Here is a 14505-nt window from a genome sequence, read left to right as displayed (position 1 = left end):
TCATGGTTTTTTGATGGATGGTTCTTCCATTTTTTTAAGAGGAGATTTTTTTAAAAGCAGAAAATCCCCTTACTGTAAGTTAAAAAATGGAAATAGAGAACTGCCTTAGAACTTAATCCTCCAGCAGTTCTCCAAGCAGGTTTATCAGGTCATCGTTTTTAAATGGCTTAATAATCCAGGCACTTGCTCCCGCATCCCTGGCCTGTTTTTGCATTTCCTGACTTGATTCCGTGGTCAACATAACAATTTGCATGTCTTTCCCATTCGGTAAACTGAGAGCTTTAGGGATTAACTCAATACCGGTCATACCCGGCATATTTACATCAAATATTCCTACATCAAATTTCTGTTCTTTAATTCTATCTAAGGCTTCGTTACCATTCCCTGCTTTTGTTACTTCATAACCTTCCATACTCAAAGCCATATCCAGTATCTTTAAAACCATAGGTGCATCATCTACTATCAGAACTTTTTTCATACTAATCCCCTTATCAATTTTCTTTGTCCTCTAATATGGGAAAACGTAACCAGACGCATACATCTTTCTTATTCTCACTTTTTCGCATATGATCTTCAACAGTAAAAATAGAAATTCCCGCACCGTGTAAATCAATAATTTTTTTAACTATCGTAAGCCCGAGTCCGAACCGAAAGGTCTCCTGTAAATATCTATCATCTACAACACTTGATAAACGAAAAAAAGGTTCAAATACCTTATGAGCATTCTTATCATGAATTCCAATACTACCATCTTCATTTCTATAGGCAGGGTTTAAGATTCGAATCCCGAGAAAAGGTTTATCATATACAATCAATAAATAAATAATATCTTTTTCATGGGAATACTTCATGGCATTGATAAGTAATTCCTCAATCGCCAATTTCATCCTATGAGGATTCCAAATAATCGTTTTATTTTCAATGTGAGCCGGGAAAACTCCTGTCACAATTTCCTGACTCTTTATTTGCTTAAAAGATCCCATATCATAGGCCCATTGAATAATTTGGTTATATACTTCCTGAATTTTAACGACATTCCCGTACATTTCTTTTTCTGCAATGATAGACTGGGACTCAGAAAGACTTTCGGTAAGACTAAGAATTTCTGAATATTCATCTTTTAATAAATGAAAAAGCTTTGAAGGAATATAATAATGACCTTTCTCCTCATCTAACTTCGCTTTGGTAAAGAAAATACTTAAAGAACTAATCAAAGAACCAATACCACTACCATGTAAAAAACTAATATTAATCTGGTGAATCAACTCACTGGCAATAGAATCTACTTTTTTTGTATCAAGCTCTCTTCTCCAGTCAAAAATTTGGATAATAGACTCAAATAAGCGCTTCTCGCTTAAATTATAATTTTCAAATTTCGAAAGGACCTTATTGAAATGCATGGCTCTTTTGATATCTAACAAAAATCCAGATTCCGAAATTGGCTCCTGAATAATATCATAAATATTATAGGAGTTAACCAGTCTCATAACATCCACATTATTTCTCTTATCAAATAGCAAGACAATTAACTGGGTTGGAAACGAACTTGCTATTTCCTGTAAGTTTTGTTGTTCCGTCTTTTCATCTGTAAGTAAATCATATACCAGTAAATACTCTTCCTCATTATTCAGCTTTAACTTTAAACCTTCAAAGTCCCGACAGAATTCACACTTATATTCTGAATTTTTTAAGTATGATTCGATCCTCCTTTCAAGCTCGAGCGATGTAGTATAAATGAGAAGACTATCTGCCATATTCGGAATAATTAATATAATACTTCATCTTCGAAGCAATTTGGGTTAATGATATCTGTTCATCAACACCACCAATATCATTCGCTACCTTGGGCATACCATAAATTAAGGAGGAAACTTCATCCTGACCTATTGTTTTGGAACCCGCATTTCTAAGAGCTAACATCCCTTTGGCTCCATCTGCTCCCATTCCGGTTAAAATCACCGCCAGGGTCTCAGGGGCCAAATTATTTTCAGCAATAGAATGGAATAAAACATCTACCGATGGTCTATGACCGTTTACCTTATCCGTACTGAGTAAGTTAATCACACACTTTCCTTGCTTTCTTTTTAAAACAACGTGGTAATCACCGGGTGCTATATAAATTTTACCATCTTCTAATATGTCTTCATTCTTGGCTTCCTGTACATTTAAATCAAACTCCTTAGAAACACTTTTTGCGAAGTTATTCGTAAAACCCGCCGGCATGTGTTGAACAATAATAATACCCGGAAATCGCTTCGGTATATCAGAAAGAATCTGGCGAATAGCAGTTACCCCACCGGTAGATGCTCCCATCGCGATATACTTATAGGCATTTTTTTTCCCACTTGTTTTGTTCGGTAATGAATATTTCTTTTTCAGTTCTAATTGATAGAGAAATTTCTCGATGTCAATTTTAGCTGCAATCTTAAGCTTATGGATTAACTCATCCTGAATAGCTTCAAGTTTTAGAATCATCCCATCCGGTTTTGTAATAAAATCCACCGCACCATATTTCATGGCAGTAATCGCTTTTTCGGAACCTTCCTCGGTTGTGCTACTCAACATCAACACAGCTATGGGATATTGAGGCATAAGCTTTTTCAAAAACTCTACTCCATCCATTCTCGGCATCTCCACATCGAGAGTCAGCACATCCGGTTCAGCATCAGGTATTAGTTCACTGGCTTCATAGGGATTAGAAGCTTCTCCTACTACCACAAAGTCCGGATCAGAAGAAAGAATTTTTTTTATAATATTTCGAACTATCTTTTGATCGTCTATGATAAATACTTTTATTTTTTCATCATTCATAAACAAGTTCTGTTTTTTTATTTTCTTTATAATAATTATTTATTAAAAACTTAATATCTAAAATCATCCCGATTTTACCACTTCCGAGAATCGTACAGCCCGAAAACCCGGTCGTATCCTCAATTAAAGCAGGTAAAGGCTTAATTACGACTGACTGGTTTCCTACAATTTCATCAAAAATGATCCCGAGACAATGATCTCGATATTCAACTATAATCAAATATAAACTTTCTATAATATTTTCATTTTCAGATACTATATCTTTCTTTAAAAGTTTTTCCAGATTAATAACAGGAACCAACTGGTTTCTGTAACGGATCACCTGTTTCTCTTCATGAATTTCTTCTATCTTTAACTCTTTTAAGTTAAGAGTTTCTTTCACTTCAATCGTTGGAATGATATAAGAAATATCCCGGTATTTAACCACCATACCTTCAATAATTGCAATTGTTAAGGGCAACTTCAAGAAAAACGTAGTTCCGTTTCCGGATCTTGTTTTTACTTCAATATCTCCGTTTAGTTTTAAAATATTTCTATGAACAATATCCAGGCCAACTCCCCTACCTGAGATATCCGTTACTTTTTCACTGGTTGAAAAACCCGGCTGAAAAATGAAATTCCAGACTTCTTCCTCTTTCAAATTCTCAATTTCGGTTTCATCAATAAGACCCAGAGAAAGAGCTTTACTTAAGATCCTATCTCGATCCAGACCTCTACCATCATCACTGATAACAATCCAGACTTCATTTCCTGAATGAAAGGCTTTAATCTTAATAGACGCAATTTCTGATTTATTAGCTTTAAGACGCTCTTCTCGTGTTTCAATTCCATGATCAATAGAATTTCGTATGATGTGAACCATCGGATCATTTAAAAGCTCAAGTAGATTTTTATCAATTTCAGTTTCCCCTCCGGTAATGTTCAAATCGATCTTCTTTTCGGTCTTCAAAGAAAGGTCACGAACCAGACGGGACATTTTATGAAACAGACTTTCAAGAGTAACCATTCTTAGTTGTAAAGATACTTCTTGCAAATTTCGAACTACTTTATTTAAATAAGATGATTGTTGCATGAAATTCGGAAGTTCAAGACCTTTAATATCAGGATTTTGTGTGACGAGTGATTCGGCTATAACTAATTCACCTATCATATCAAGAAGATAATCCAACTTTCGAGTTTCGATTCGAATATCTTTCTTCTGTAAACTATTTGAAGAATCCTGAGCCTGTCCATTGACAGACTTTTCCGTTAGCTCAACTTTTTCAACGCGGGAAGCTAAAATTTCCTTTTTGAGCTCTTCTTTTGATTCCAGGACAATTTTCTTCTTCTTTTTAAATATACCGTACCTGGGTTTTTCTTCCTCGGAACCTTGTTTAACAGAGGAAAAACTCTCTTTTAGTTCTTTCAACTTCTGTATTAATTTTTCTGATTTTTCCCTGTAACTCTCATCTGTTTTATGCAGATTAAGGCCGGTGAAAATTTCGGATAACATATCTCTTGCAGATATAAAAAGAGATAGGATTTCAGCATTCAAAATAGAAATATCATTCCTGATAATATCCAGTAAAGATTCAGCTGAATGTGATAAGCTTACAATTACATTAAAATTAAAAAAGCCCGCATTTCCTTTCAAGGTATGGAAATGACGAAAGAGAGTATTAATTACATCTTTTCTTTCAGCTTCCGGAACCGCTCCATTTTCTAAATCAATAAGAGCTGTCTCAATTTTTTCCAGAATCTCTTCTGAATCTAAAATTAGCTCTGAAATTTCATTATCACCAAGCATATTTAATCCTTAGATAGCAGAAGCCACATCTTTTTCGCGAATAAATTTATCCAGGTTAATCAGAATTTTTAACTTATCCTCGGCTTTACCTATAGAGTCAATGAAACGTTCGACACTACTGCTTTCAAAACCCGGTGAAGGTTCAATATCATCCGCAGGAATACGTAAAACTTCTCTAACCCCATCTACAATAAGACCGGAGGTAATTTCATTATGATGAACAATTAAAATGCAGGTAAAATCATTATATTCTTTAGACGGCATCCCAAAACGCAGGCGTACATCAATAACCGGAATCACTTTTCCTCGCAAATTGATTACCCCCCGGATATATTCAGGCAAATTAGGAATTTGCGTAATAGCTTGAAATGCGATAATTTCAATCAGGAAACGTATTTCGATTCCAAATTCCTTATCGTCCAGATTAAAAATAATAAATAAATCCTGCATAGTATCTTCTTCATTGACAGATAATTCAGTTACACTCATTCAAACATTCCCCCTATCTAAACTTTATCTGATCCTTTTCTTTTTGTAAAAGCTGTTTTTTTATTAAATTTAAATTTTTTATTAAAAACTTTTTCACACTTTTTAGAAAACTGATAGAAATTCTGGTTTACAGTTCATTTTCCCTTTCAATAGATCTTGGAAAGAGGATTTCGTTTTCAATTTGCATATGTACTTCCAGATCTTTCTCCAATTCCTGCAACTTTGTATAAAGATACTGAATTTCTGAACCTGTATCGGCAGTCACCCTGAAATCCGCACAAAGTCGTCGAAACTCTTTCAAATCCTCTTCTGCCTTATTATGCTCCATAGACATCATTCGAATCGGATTTTGAATGGTTCCGAAAAATGGAACTTCGGGTTCTTTCTCTGTATCCAGTTTTTGAATATAGGGGAATAAAATATTTTCCTCCTTTTGTAAATGTTGAAACATTTCTTGCCCGAAATTGAAAAAAACCTGCTTTAAACTGGGGATTTCCAGGTTCTGTTTTTCCATATAAGACATAATTTCTTCAATTGAAGAACGAGTAAATACATGATGCGTTTCTACTAAATACTTGCAAATCTGACTTAAGCTAGAATTATTCAAATCTATCATACTTATCTATTCTCCCAAACAGCATACAAAAACAATTATAAAAAAGTATTAAGCAAAAAGACCTATCATGATGTTTGATAGTTAAGTAAATTTCAGCAGAAGCAGCGAAGAAAACAAAGAATTGATTTGACTTTGTAAGCTTACCGGCACAGGCTTTATAGAATTTTAACAAGAGGAACTATGCGCAACATTTTCTTATTTCTCCTATTTATAGCTTCCGTGCTTACCGCCAAAGATCTGGATCCCATTTACCTGGACATTCCTGCTTATAAATATCTTATCGGAGACTTCTCGTCTTCTAAATTGAAGTATTACAAAGATGCAGAGAATGGACGGGTTTTTCATATGAGAAACGATGTTTTTTCCCAATTTCAAAAGATGAAAAAAGCTTATGAAACCTATGCCAGAGAAAAAAAACTCAAAGTGAAAACTATTTCTCTGCGTTCTGCTTTCAGAAGCTTCAATGATCAAAAATATATCTGGGAAACAAAGTTTACCGGCCAGAAAAAAATGGGAAAAAGTGTAAAAGGCAAAACAGCAGAAGAAAGAGCAAAGCTGATTCTTGAGTATTCCAGTGCTCCGGGCACTTCGAGACACCATTGGGGAACTGACCTGGATCTAAATAGCCTGAGCAATACTTATTTTGGGAAAGGGGGGGCCGGGGAAGAACTTTACAAATGGCTCCTGCAAAACGCTCCTAAATACGGTTTCTGCCAGCCCTATAACGAACTCAAAAACCGGGGAAATAAAGGCTATTTCGAAGAACGCTGGCACTGGTCCTACGCCCCTGTTTCGAATAAACTCCTAAAAGATTGGAATGAGGCCTATAAAGAGCAAAAGCTAAACTTTAAAAAACATAAAGGCTCCGAAGTTTTAGAGAATAAAAGGAGTACCTACGTGAATTCTATCAATACCGACTGTGCAAAAACCCAGGAACCAAGCCTATAAATTTAAATTCCTGCTTTCCGGCAGGAATTTTTAAACTTTTTTTCTAACAATCGTTTTAAAAACGCTTTTTTCTATTGACTTCCTCAGCGAGAGTTGTTTTTATATCGAACAGTTGATATAAAATAATCATCTAAATTTACAAGGAAAGAAGCTTTACGAAGTAGAGAAATCCTGTAAAAAGGTTTTAAGGTGAGTAAAAAAGTAGGAAATTTAAATGCCTAAAATTGTGAACCATGATGAATACCGGGAAGAACTCCTGAGAAACTCCTTTGAGCTTTTCGCGAGAAAAGGGTATGATTCGGTAAGTATGAGAGAAATTGCCAGAGAGCTCAATATTTCTACCGGAACTCTATACCACTATTTTCCGAATAAAAGTTCCATCTTCAGGCAAATGATTGAACTTCACAGTCGTAACAGAATTTTGAAAATCATTTCCGAATTAAATTCTGAACTTCCTTTAAAAGAAAAATTTGTAGTGATGAGTAAAAACATTCTGGAAGTGGAGAAGTTTTTTCAGGATATGTTGTTTCTGTTGTTTGATTATTACAGAAAAAATGATTCTAAAGATCCGGAAAACTTCATTCAACCTATTTTTAATTATTACAAATTCACCATCGTTAAAACTCTTGAAATTCAGGACAGCGAGTTAGCTGATCTCGTCTTAAGCTTTCTTATCGGGATTATTGTTCAAAGAATGATTAATCCGGAAGTTGATGCAGCCAGTCAGCTTCTTTCTTTTGTAAGTTTAATGGAAGCAGGTAAGGACTTGCAGGAAATTAAAAGTAAACATCAAGTCTTTAACCTGAGGTCTATTCTGGATAGGATTTCTTAAATTTCTTATCCTAATATTTGAAAACGTTAAAATTATGAAAGATTAAGAGAGGATTCAAGATGGATAATATACTCAATGATGTAAGCCAGCTTTCACAGATGGCATTTCGTAACGCGAAAGTGGCCGCTGACCTTTTCCCTTCTGCTTTTTCCGGTTTCATCCTGAAAGAAAGTCAAAAAGATAGGATAGGAATTCATTCAGGTCATAAGGTCTGGTATGACTGGAAATATGATAATAAAGGTAGTGCTAAATTTTCCGAACTTTATAAAAAAGCCAAAAAAGGCCAGTGGGATTCTGACGACCTTCCCTGGAATACAAGCGTAGATCCCTTTAGCAACGAGATCCCTATCTTTCCGGAAAAACTCTTTCCTATCTATGGAAGTAAAGCCTATAATGTTCTGGATAAAAAAGAAAAAGCAAAACTCACTTACGAACTTATTTCCGTTCTTCTATCGCAGGGATTACATGGTGAACAGGGTGCTCTCTATGCTTCCGCGATCACAGTAGAAGCCACCCCCTGGATCGATGCCAAATATTACGGTGCAACACAGGTAATGGATGAAGGAAGACACGTAGAAGTTTTCTATCGTTATGTTGATGAAAAACTAAATAACCTCTATCACATTAATGATAACCTCTATGTGGTAATTCATGCTTTAACTGAAGCTTCCGACTGGGATTTAAAGTTTCTCGGAATGCAAATCATGATCGAAGGTCTTGCTCTCGGTGCCTTTTCTCTAATATACAAATATACTAAAGAACCACTACTTCGTGAGCTTCTGAAAAATGTCATTTCCGATGAAGCCAGACATGTTCACTACGGGGTAGAAGCTCTTCGTGACTATTACACTAAAGAAATTTCAGAAAGTAAACGCAGAGAGAGAGAAGATTGGGCCTATGAAGTAGCTCTTCTTCTTCGAAATCGCTTCCTATTTACTGAGTTTTATGATCAGTTCTTCGGACATGCGATGACCAAAGAACAGTGGAATAAATACGTCTTAGAATCCGAGGTAATGAGTGAATTCCGAAGAACTCTTTTCTCCAGACTAATTCCAAATCTTAAAGCTATAGGCCTTTTAAGCGATAGAATCCGTCCCCGCTACGAAGAATTGGGAGTTCTACGCTACGAAAATGAAAAAGCTGCCGACACCATTTCTCTTCACGAACTTCTTTTAGAAAAAGAAATGGGAAAAACTTCAATTATAGAAGCAGCTTAGTACAACACTTGACTCTTCCTTCAGGGGTAGTCTCTTAGAACTACCCTATTATTTTTCTCTTTACCCTATCTCTCATTCAACTAAAATGGCTTCTTACGTATGAAACTAAATTATTTAAAAATCTCGTATATTTTTCTTCTTGTTTTCGCTTTCTCGAATTGTTCTTTTTCAAGTTATAAACCGGGCATGGCTTCCGAAGAGGATAAGTTAGAATCTCCTCTACAGGTTCCCAAAGATGCACTGGGAAAAGAGAATATTCAAATTTCAAAAGATATTTCACTTTACTATGAAAAAGTGGGTGAAGGCCCTGAAATTCTATTTATCCACGGTGGACCCGGCATTCCGGCTAAAGCTGAAGAGGGACTCTTAAAAATAAAAGGATACTCCCTGTATTTATATCATTCCAGGGGCACCGGGAAATCCACAAAACCTGTAGATAAATTTGAGGAAGACTCCTGGATGAAAAATCCGCCCATCCTGGAAAAGAAACTGGGTATGTCTGCTCAAATTGCTGATATCGAAAGAATCAAAAGAGCAGTGGGTAAAAAGAAAATCCACATTATCGGTCTTTCTTACGGAGGTTTTATTGCTTCTCTTTTCGCCGCTGAATTTCCGGATTCAGTAGAAAAACTCATACTCATAAACCCGGCTCCGATTGTCTTTCAAGCAGAGGAAGATAAACATAATCTTTTTGCCCGAATAGGTAAGATGCAAGAAACCGATGAACAAAAAAAAGCTTATGCCGATTACATGAAACGTTTCACAAATATTTTTGGAAGCTTATGGACTCAGGATGAAAAATCATTAAACAAACTTCTTTCTGAAATGGGCCCCTTTTATTTTAATGCAGCCAAAAAACAGGGCATGAAGATTCCGAATTCAATTCCCGGTGAATGGATAGGAGGCTGGAATTCATTTGCTCTATTTTTATCTGTAGGAAGAAGCTATGACTACACAGGATTTATTCATGATAGAGTAAAAGCAAAAACCTTACTTCTTATCGGTGATAATGATCTAACACCACCCGAGGTATATGAGCCCTATAGAAAATCGCTTCATGGAATGAAAGAGTATGTAGTTAAAGGAGCCGGACATTTCCCGCATATAGATAAACCGGAAGAATTTGCATCTGCTGTTCTCCAGTTTTTAAAAGAAGAATAGCTATTCCTTATATAAAGGTAGGGTAAAGATAAATTTACTTCCTTTCCCTACCTTACTTTCTATCCAAATTTTTCCACCATGCTTTTCCACAAATTCCTTACAAAATAACAAACCCAATCCGGTTCCGGTTTCATCGCCGGTCCCCTTTGTAGTATAAGGCTCGGCAAAGTTCCAGAGTTTGGCTATATGCTCTTCATTCATCCCTACTCCATTATCCGAAATAGTGACTCTGGCAAAACCTGATTCTTTTAAAGCATAGATCTTTACGCTACCATTCACATTTGTAAACTTAAGTGCGTTGGATAAAAGATTTCTAATAATTGTATTCAACATATTCCTATCAGCTTTCAAATAAATAGGTTCAGACTCAAGATATTTTAAATCTATTCTTTTATTCATAGCTTTATCTTCACTATTCATAATTTGTATTTCACAAATATTACGCAATTGTAATTTTTCTGGTTCATAAGGTAGTTTCCCTGACTGTGCCCTGGACCAGAGTAATAATTCCTCCAGAAGATTAAAAGTATTTGTTGCTTCCTTATTTATAACCTTCATATACTCTTTTAGTTCTTCCATATCCAGGTCATATAAATCATTTAAGATTAGCTCAGAAAGGTTAATCAGTATATTAAAAGGATTTCTTAAGTCATGTGCTAATATTTGCATAAAACGATCTTTATCTGCATTCAAGCGTTTCAGTTCTTCATTTTGCTTCAAAATAATAGCTTCTGCTTTCTTTCTCTCAACTTTTGAATAATGAATTTTATATATTTTTTCAATTTTTCCGGGAAGTTCAGTTTTTAAATCACTTGACTTGGCAAGAAAATCCATCGCCCCCGCTTTCATAGCTTTCAAAACTGTATCAAAAGAATTATGAACACTTAAGAATATGGCACTATACGAATTTTCATGTTCATTTATTTTTTCCAGAATCTCAATACCATTCATCCCCGGTAACTCATAATCTAATAGTATTACATCAGGGTTTACTTCCGGATTTAATAAATATTCATACGCTTCAGTACCTGATTGGATAATTCGAATTTTATAACGTTCTTCGGAAAGAATTCTTTTAATAAAGTGAATAAAATCGATATTATCTTCAACTATAAGAATTTCAATTATGTCCACCATTGTATCGTACCTAAGTCTTCCATCCCGGCTTTATCATAAAGCACTTTTCGCATTACTCACAGTAACCCAATAACAACCTACTTTTGCCAACTTTTCGCTGAAATCAGGGAACTTAAATGGTTTTACAATAAAATCATTGGCCCCCAAAGACAAAGCCGTTTGAATATCTTCTGTTCTAGAACTGGTCGTCAACATAATGACCGGTATACATCTCAGGTTCACATCTCTTTTGATTTCCTTCAATACATCAAATCCATTCTTTAAGGGCATCTTAAGATCCAAAAGAATCAACATAGGCAGGCTTCTTTTTTCATCCCTAAATTTCCCTTCTTTTTTCAGAAAAGAAATAGCCTCCTCTCCATTCTTTAAATGAATAATTTCATTTAACAGATGACCGCTATCTTTTAAGGTTTTTATAATTAATCTTGCATGATCCGGATTATCCTCTACAACTAATATATACTCTACCAGCACATTCATTTCTTCTGTCATATAAATACCTGCATTATAAGTATTTTATTATAAAGCTTGAACCTTTATTTATGCCTTCAGATTCAGCCCGGATCTCCCAATTATGTTTTTCAATTACTTTTTTACAAAAAGCGAGCCCCATACCAATCCCCTCACTTTCATTCATCTGTAAGCGCTCCCCTGCTTTAAAGATATTATCCAGTTGATTCTGCGGTATTCCGATTCCATCATCTTTTACATAGATCATATTATCGAACCAGGTAATTTCAATATTCTTCCCGCCGTAATTCAAAGCATTACTTAGTAAGTTTCTAAATACAGTCTCAATCCGCTCCTTATCCGCATATAATTCTGGCATTTCTCGCATCTGAATAGTTGCCTTTTTCTTTTCAATGTGCAAAGACAAATCGATAAGTATCTTTTCTATAAGATTTTTTAAGTTAAACTGCTCATAAGCTTTCTTTTGAGTATTTAAACGGGAAATATCTAAAAGACTTATAACCAGTCTATGCATGTTCGACGCATTTGTTTTTAAACGAGTTAAGCAAAATACTCCATTCTCATCCAGAGATGTTTTATAATCCTCTAATAATTCAGAAGCATATCCTTCCATAGAAATTAAGGGTACCTGCAAATCGTGGGAAGCAATATAGAGCATTTCTTCCAAATTTTCATTCGTCTCTTTTAGTCGATTTTCCATTTCTTTTCGGGAAGTTAAATCAATAAAAGTTGCCAGAAAGTATTCATCAATAAATATTCCCGAAATCTGCATAGTGAGCTTTTTGCCGTTCTTAGTAGTTACCACATATTCTTCTGCTCGAACAGAGGTATTATCCCGTTTCGCTTCCCTTACTAATTCGCTCCATTTTTCAGCAACTTCATTTCTATAACTTTCTTCCGGATAAGCTTTTAAAAACCAATCTGTTAAAGTTGGAATATCCTTCAGTTTATACCCCAATAAGTTTTCAAATATTTTATTATACATCAGGATTTCGCCTGTAGTCATATTTGCGTAACAAAGAGGTATGGGAACTACTTCAAAGAGTTTTCGAAATTTTTCCTCACTTTCCCGAACCTGCTGAAATGCATTTTTTAAGTCTTTATCATAATGTTTTTTTTCTGTAAGATCTCGCACGACAGCAATTATTTCATCTGTTCCACTCTTTATCATCCGGGCTTCATAGTCTCGAAGACCTCTATTCGGTACATCCAATTGATATTCAAAAGTCTGCAATTCTCCGGTGGATAAGGCTTTTTCTATATACTCATCGACCATTTTAGAAAATTCAGGTGGAGTAATATCTCGATTATTTTTTCCAATAATATTTTCAACGGACTGGGCATACAAATCAGTGACATCAGCTTTGTAATCGAGATAAACCCCATTTTTGTCGAGTCGAAATACCATATCAGGAATGGCATTAATCATTAAGCTGGCCCGCTTCTCGTTTTCCCTTCCTTTGAGTAATTCTAATTCTTTCTTCAGTTCTTCAATCTGCTTCTGTAAAAAAATAATTTCTGTTTCTTTATCTTCCATCGAATACATCTCCATAAAAACAGACTATCAGCTGCATACATATCTTCGAATGTGTAAATAGCTTTAAAGTTTTAAGAACTCAATCAACTTATAACTAAAAAATCTATCCATCTGATTGTGAAAGACCAGCCAGATTCCATAACAAAACCAATAAAAAAGAGTCGAGTAAACCAGGACTCGAATAGAAAGATGGCTTAAATGTCCGGATGCTGAGTAAAAAATCCGAATAAGAGTTATCGGCCATAGAAATAGCAAAGCAAAGAAATATACCTTACCTATACCGGAAATATACCCGATCAATTCATGCGGATAACTATTTATAAGACGAAAATATCCTCTAAAAATATCTTCATAAAATAGAATAAAATAAAAGAAAAATATTAAAAGAAAAAAAGCCTTCCAGATAAAGTCCAAATCTCTCCTGAAAAACGCAAGAATTGCACCCAGGGCCCAGAGAATAAAAAGAGGAAAAATAATTTGTTCTAAAAAATTCATATTAGCAATACTGTAAACATTCTAAAAAGCTTTGAGGACTGGCAAGTCCTTTTCCGGCTATATCAAAAGCCGTTCCGTGATCCGGTGAAACCCGAATAAAATCTAAACCAAGAGTAATATTCACACCCTTCTTTCCCTCGAGGGCTTTAAATGGAATAAGCCCCTGATCGTGATAGCAGGCAAGAATAATTTCGTATTTTCCTATTTTTTCAGGAATAAATACTCCATCAGCAGAAAGTGGTCCTTCTACGGGCAAACCTGCAGCACGTAAAGTGTTAATCATAGGTTGCAAGATTTCCTCTTCTTCCTGTCCGATTTTTCCATTCTCACCAGCATGTGGGTTAAGTCCACAAAAAGCAATGTTTCCACCTCTATAAAGAGAAGTTTCTTTCAAGACTCTTGCAAGATTCCCTGTTGGAAATTTTTGAAGGACTGAAGGAACCTTTACAAAGGGAATATGCGTACTGAGCGGAATCACTTTAAAACGCGGTCCTGTCATCATCATAAAAGTTTGAGTCTGATAGGCATCCCGTAAAAATTCCGTATGTCCCGAAAAAGTAGTCTCTCCCGAACGAATTACCCATTCTTTACTTAAAGGCAGAGTAATCATGTTTCCACCAATTTGTTTCTGTATTTGAATGGCAGCCCGCAAACTCTCCAATGCTAAGTTCCCACTCAATTCAGAGGGCTCACCGGGGTTTATCTCTTTATTTCTTCTATTCACCGTAAGCGGATAGAAGAAAAGTCCATTTCCCGATTGAAAAGAAAAGGTCTGGCATACATCTCTTTCTACAGGTTCTTTATAACCTATATAAATGATCTGTCTTTTTTCCGAAAGAAGCTTTAGAGTAGAAATAGAGGCTTTAAATATTTCCCTTCCGACTCCGGCAGGGTCCCCCTCCGTAATAAGAAGAGGCTTAAGAAATTCTTGCATAAACAGTATTTCAGTAAATTATTTCATACTGTAAAGAAAAAAACTTGTTTACTTTAGATTTACGTTAGCAC

At 35.3% G+C, this 14505-nt stretch carries 15 protein-coding genes; 4 read left to right on the top strand and 11 right to left on the bottom strand.

The features are described from left to right. Positions 1-112 precede the first annotated feature (112 nt). The 6 genes from H7A25_08325 to H7A25_08300 all read right to left on the bottom strand — a co-directional run bounded on the left by H7A25_08325 (position 113) and on the right by H7A25_08300 (position 5702). Complete coding sequence (locus H7A25_08325; protein ID MCP5499893.1) at positions 113-478, bottom strand: response regulator; 366 nt, start codon at positions 476-478, stop codon at positions 113-115. A gap of 13 nt (positions 479-491) precedes the next feature. Continuing rightward, on the bottom strand, positions 492-1754 hold the full coding sequence (locus H7A25_08320; GenBank protein MCP5499892.1) for an ATP-binding protein: 1263 nt from the start codon (positions 1752-1754) through the stop codon (positions 492-494). Beyond that, positions 1744-2811, bottom strand: a complete 1068-nt coding sequence (locus H7A25_08315; protein ID MCP5499891.1) for a chemotaxis response regulator protein-glutamate methylesterase — start codon at positions 2809-2811, stop codon at positions 1744-1746. Before H7A25_08315 ends, H7A25_08320 begins: the two co-directional genes overlap by 11 nt. Next, positions 2804-4597, bottom strand: a complete 1794-nt coding sequence (locus H7A25_08310; protein ID MCP5499890.1) for a chemotaxis protein CheA — start codon at positions 4595-4597, stop codon at positions 2804-2806. The genes H7A25_08315 and H7A25_08310 overlap by 8 nt, the downstream gene beginning before the upstream one ends. Positions 4598-4606: 9 nt before the next feature. Then, positions 4607-5086: a purine-binding chemotaxis protein CheW gene (locus H7A25_08305; GenBank protein ID MCP5499889.1), complete on the bottom strand. Its 480-nt coding sequence runs from the start codon at positions 5084-5086 to the stop codon at positions 4607-4609. A gap of 127 nt (positions 5087-5213) precedes the next feature. Continuing rightward, a complete protein-coding gene (locus tag H7A25_08300; GenBank protein MCP5499888.1) occupies positions 5214-5702 on the bottom strand; it encodes a hemerythrin domain-containing protein in 489 nt (162 codons plus the stop codon). 180 nt (positions 5703-5882) lie between these two features. Between H7A25_08300 and H7A25_08295 the strand changes: the two genes are divergently transcribed. The 4 genes from H7A25_08295 (at position 5883) to H7A25_08280 (ending at position 9860) form a co-directional block, all read left to right on the top strand. Beyond that, positions 5883-6650 (top strand): M15 family metallopeptidase, encoded by a 768-nt coding sequence (locus tag H7A25_08295; protein MCP5499887.1) that lies wholly within the window; start codon positions 5883-5885, stop codon positions 6648-6650. Between the two features lie 214 nt (positions 6651-6864). Continuing rightward, positions 6865-7482, top strand: coding sequence for a TetR/AcrR family transcriptional regulator (locus H7A25_08290; GenBank protein MCP5499886.1), 618 nt, complete (start codon positions 6865-6867; stop codon positions 7480-7482). A 59-nt stretch (positions 7483-7541) separates the two neighbouring features. Next, entirely contained in the window at positions 7542-8699 is a 1158-nt protein-coding gene (locus H7A25_08285; protein ID MCP5499885.1) for a ferritin-like domain-containing protein, read from the top strand. Between the two features lie 99 nt (positions 8700-8798). Further along, positions 8799-9860 (top strand): alpha/beta hydrolase, encoded by a 1062-nt coding sequence (locus tag H7A25_08280; GenBank protein ID MCP5499884.1) that lies wholly within the window; start codon positions 8799-8801, stop codon positions 9858-9860. Here H7A25_08280 and H7A25_08275 read toward each other — a convergent pair whose 3' ends face one another. From H7A25_08275 to H7A25_08255, 5 genes are all read right to left on the bottom strand, one after another. Next, a complete protein-coding gene (locus H7A25_08275) occupies positions 9861-10997 on the bottom strand; it encodes a hybrid sensor histidine kinase/response regulator (GenBank protein ID MCP5499883.1) in 1137 nt (378 codons plus the stop codon). It abuts the gene before it with no gap. A 33-nt stretch (positions 10998-11030) separates the two neighbouring features. After that, a complete protein-coding gene (locus H7A25_08270) occupies positions 11031-11489 on the bottom strand; it encodes a response regulator (protein MCP5499882.1) in 459 nt (152 codons plus the stop codon). 13 nt (positions 11490-11502) lie between these two features. After that, positions 11503-13005, bottom strand: coding sequence for a PAS domain S-box protein (locus H7A25_08265; GenBank protein MCP5499881.1), 1503 nt, complete (start codon positions 13003-13005; stop codon positions 11503-11505). Between the two features lie 63 nt (positions 13006-13068). Next, a complete protein-coding gene (locus H7A25_08260) occupies positions 13069-13500 on the bottom strand; it encodes a hypothetical protein (protein ID MCP5499880.1) in 432 nt (143 codons plus the stop codon). A 1-nt stretch (position 13501) separates the two neighbouring features. Continuing rightward, positions 13502-14434 (bottom strand): 4-hydroxythreonine-4-phosphate dehydrogenase PdxA, encoded by a 933-nt coding sequence (locus H7A25_08255; GenBank protein MCP5499879.1) that lies wholly within the window; start codon positions 14432-14434, stop codon positions 13502-13504. Positions 14435-14505 lie beyond the last annotated feature (71 nt).

Source organism: Leptospiraceae bacterium (assembly GCA_024233835.1).
In the GTDB taxonomy this organism is placed as follows: Bacteria; Spirochaetota; Leptospiria; order Leptospirales; family Leptospiraceae; genus JACKPC01.
Note: the sequence above shows the minus strand (reverse complement) of the source record. Positions and strands in the feature narration are given on the sequence as shown.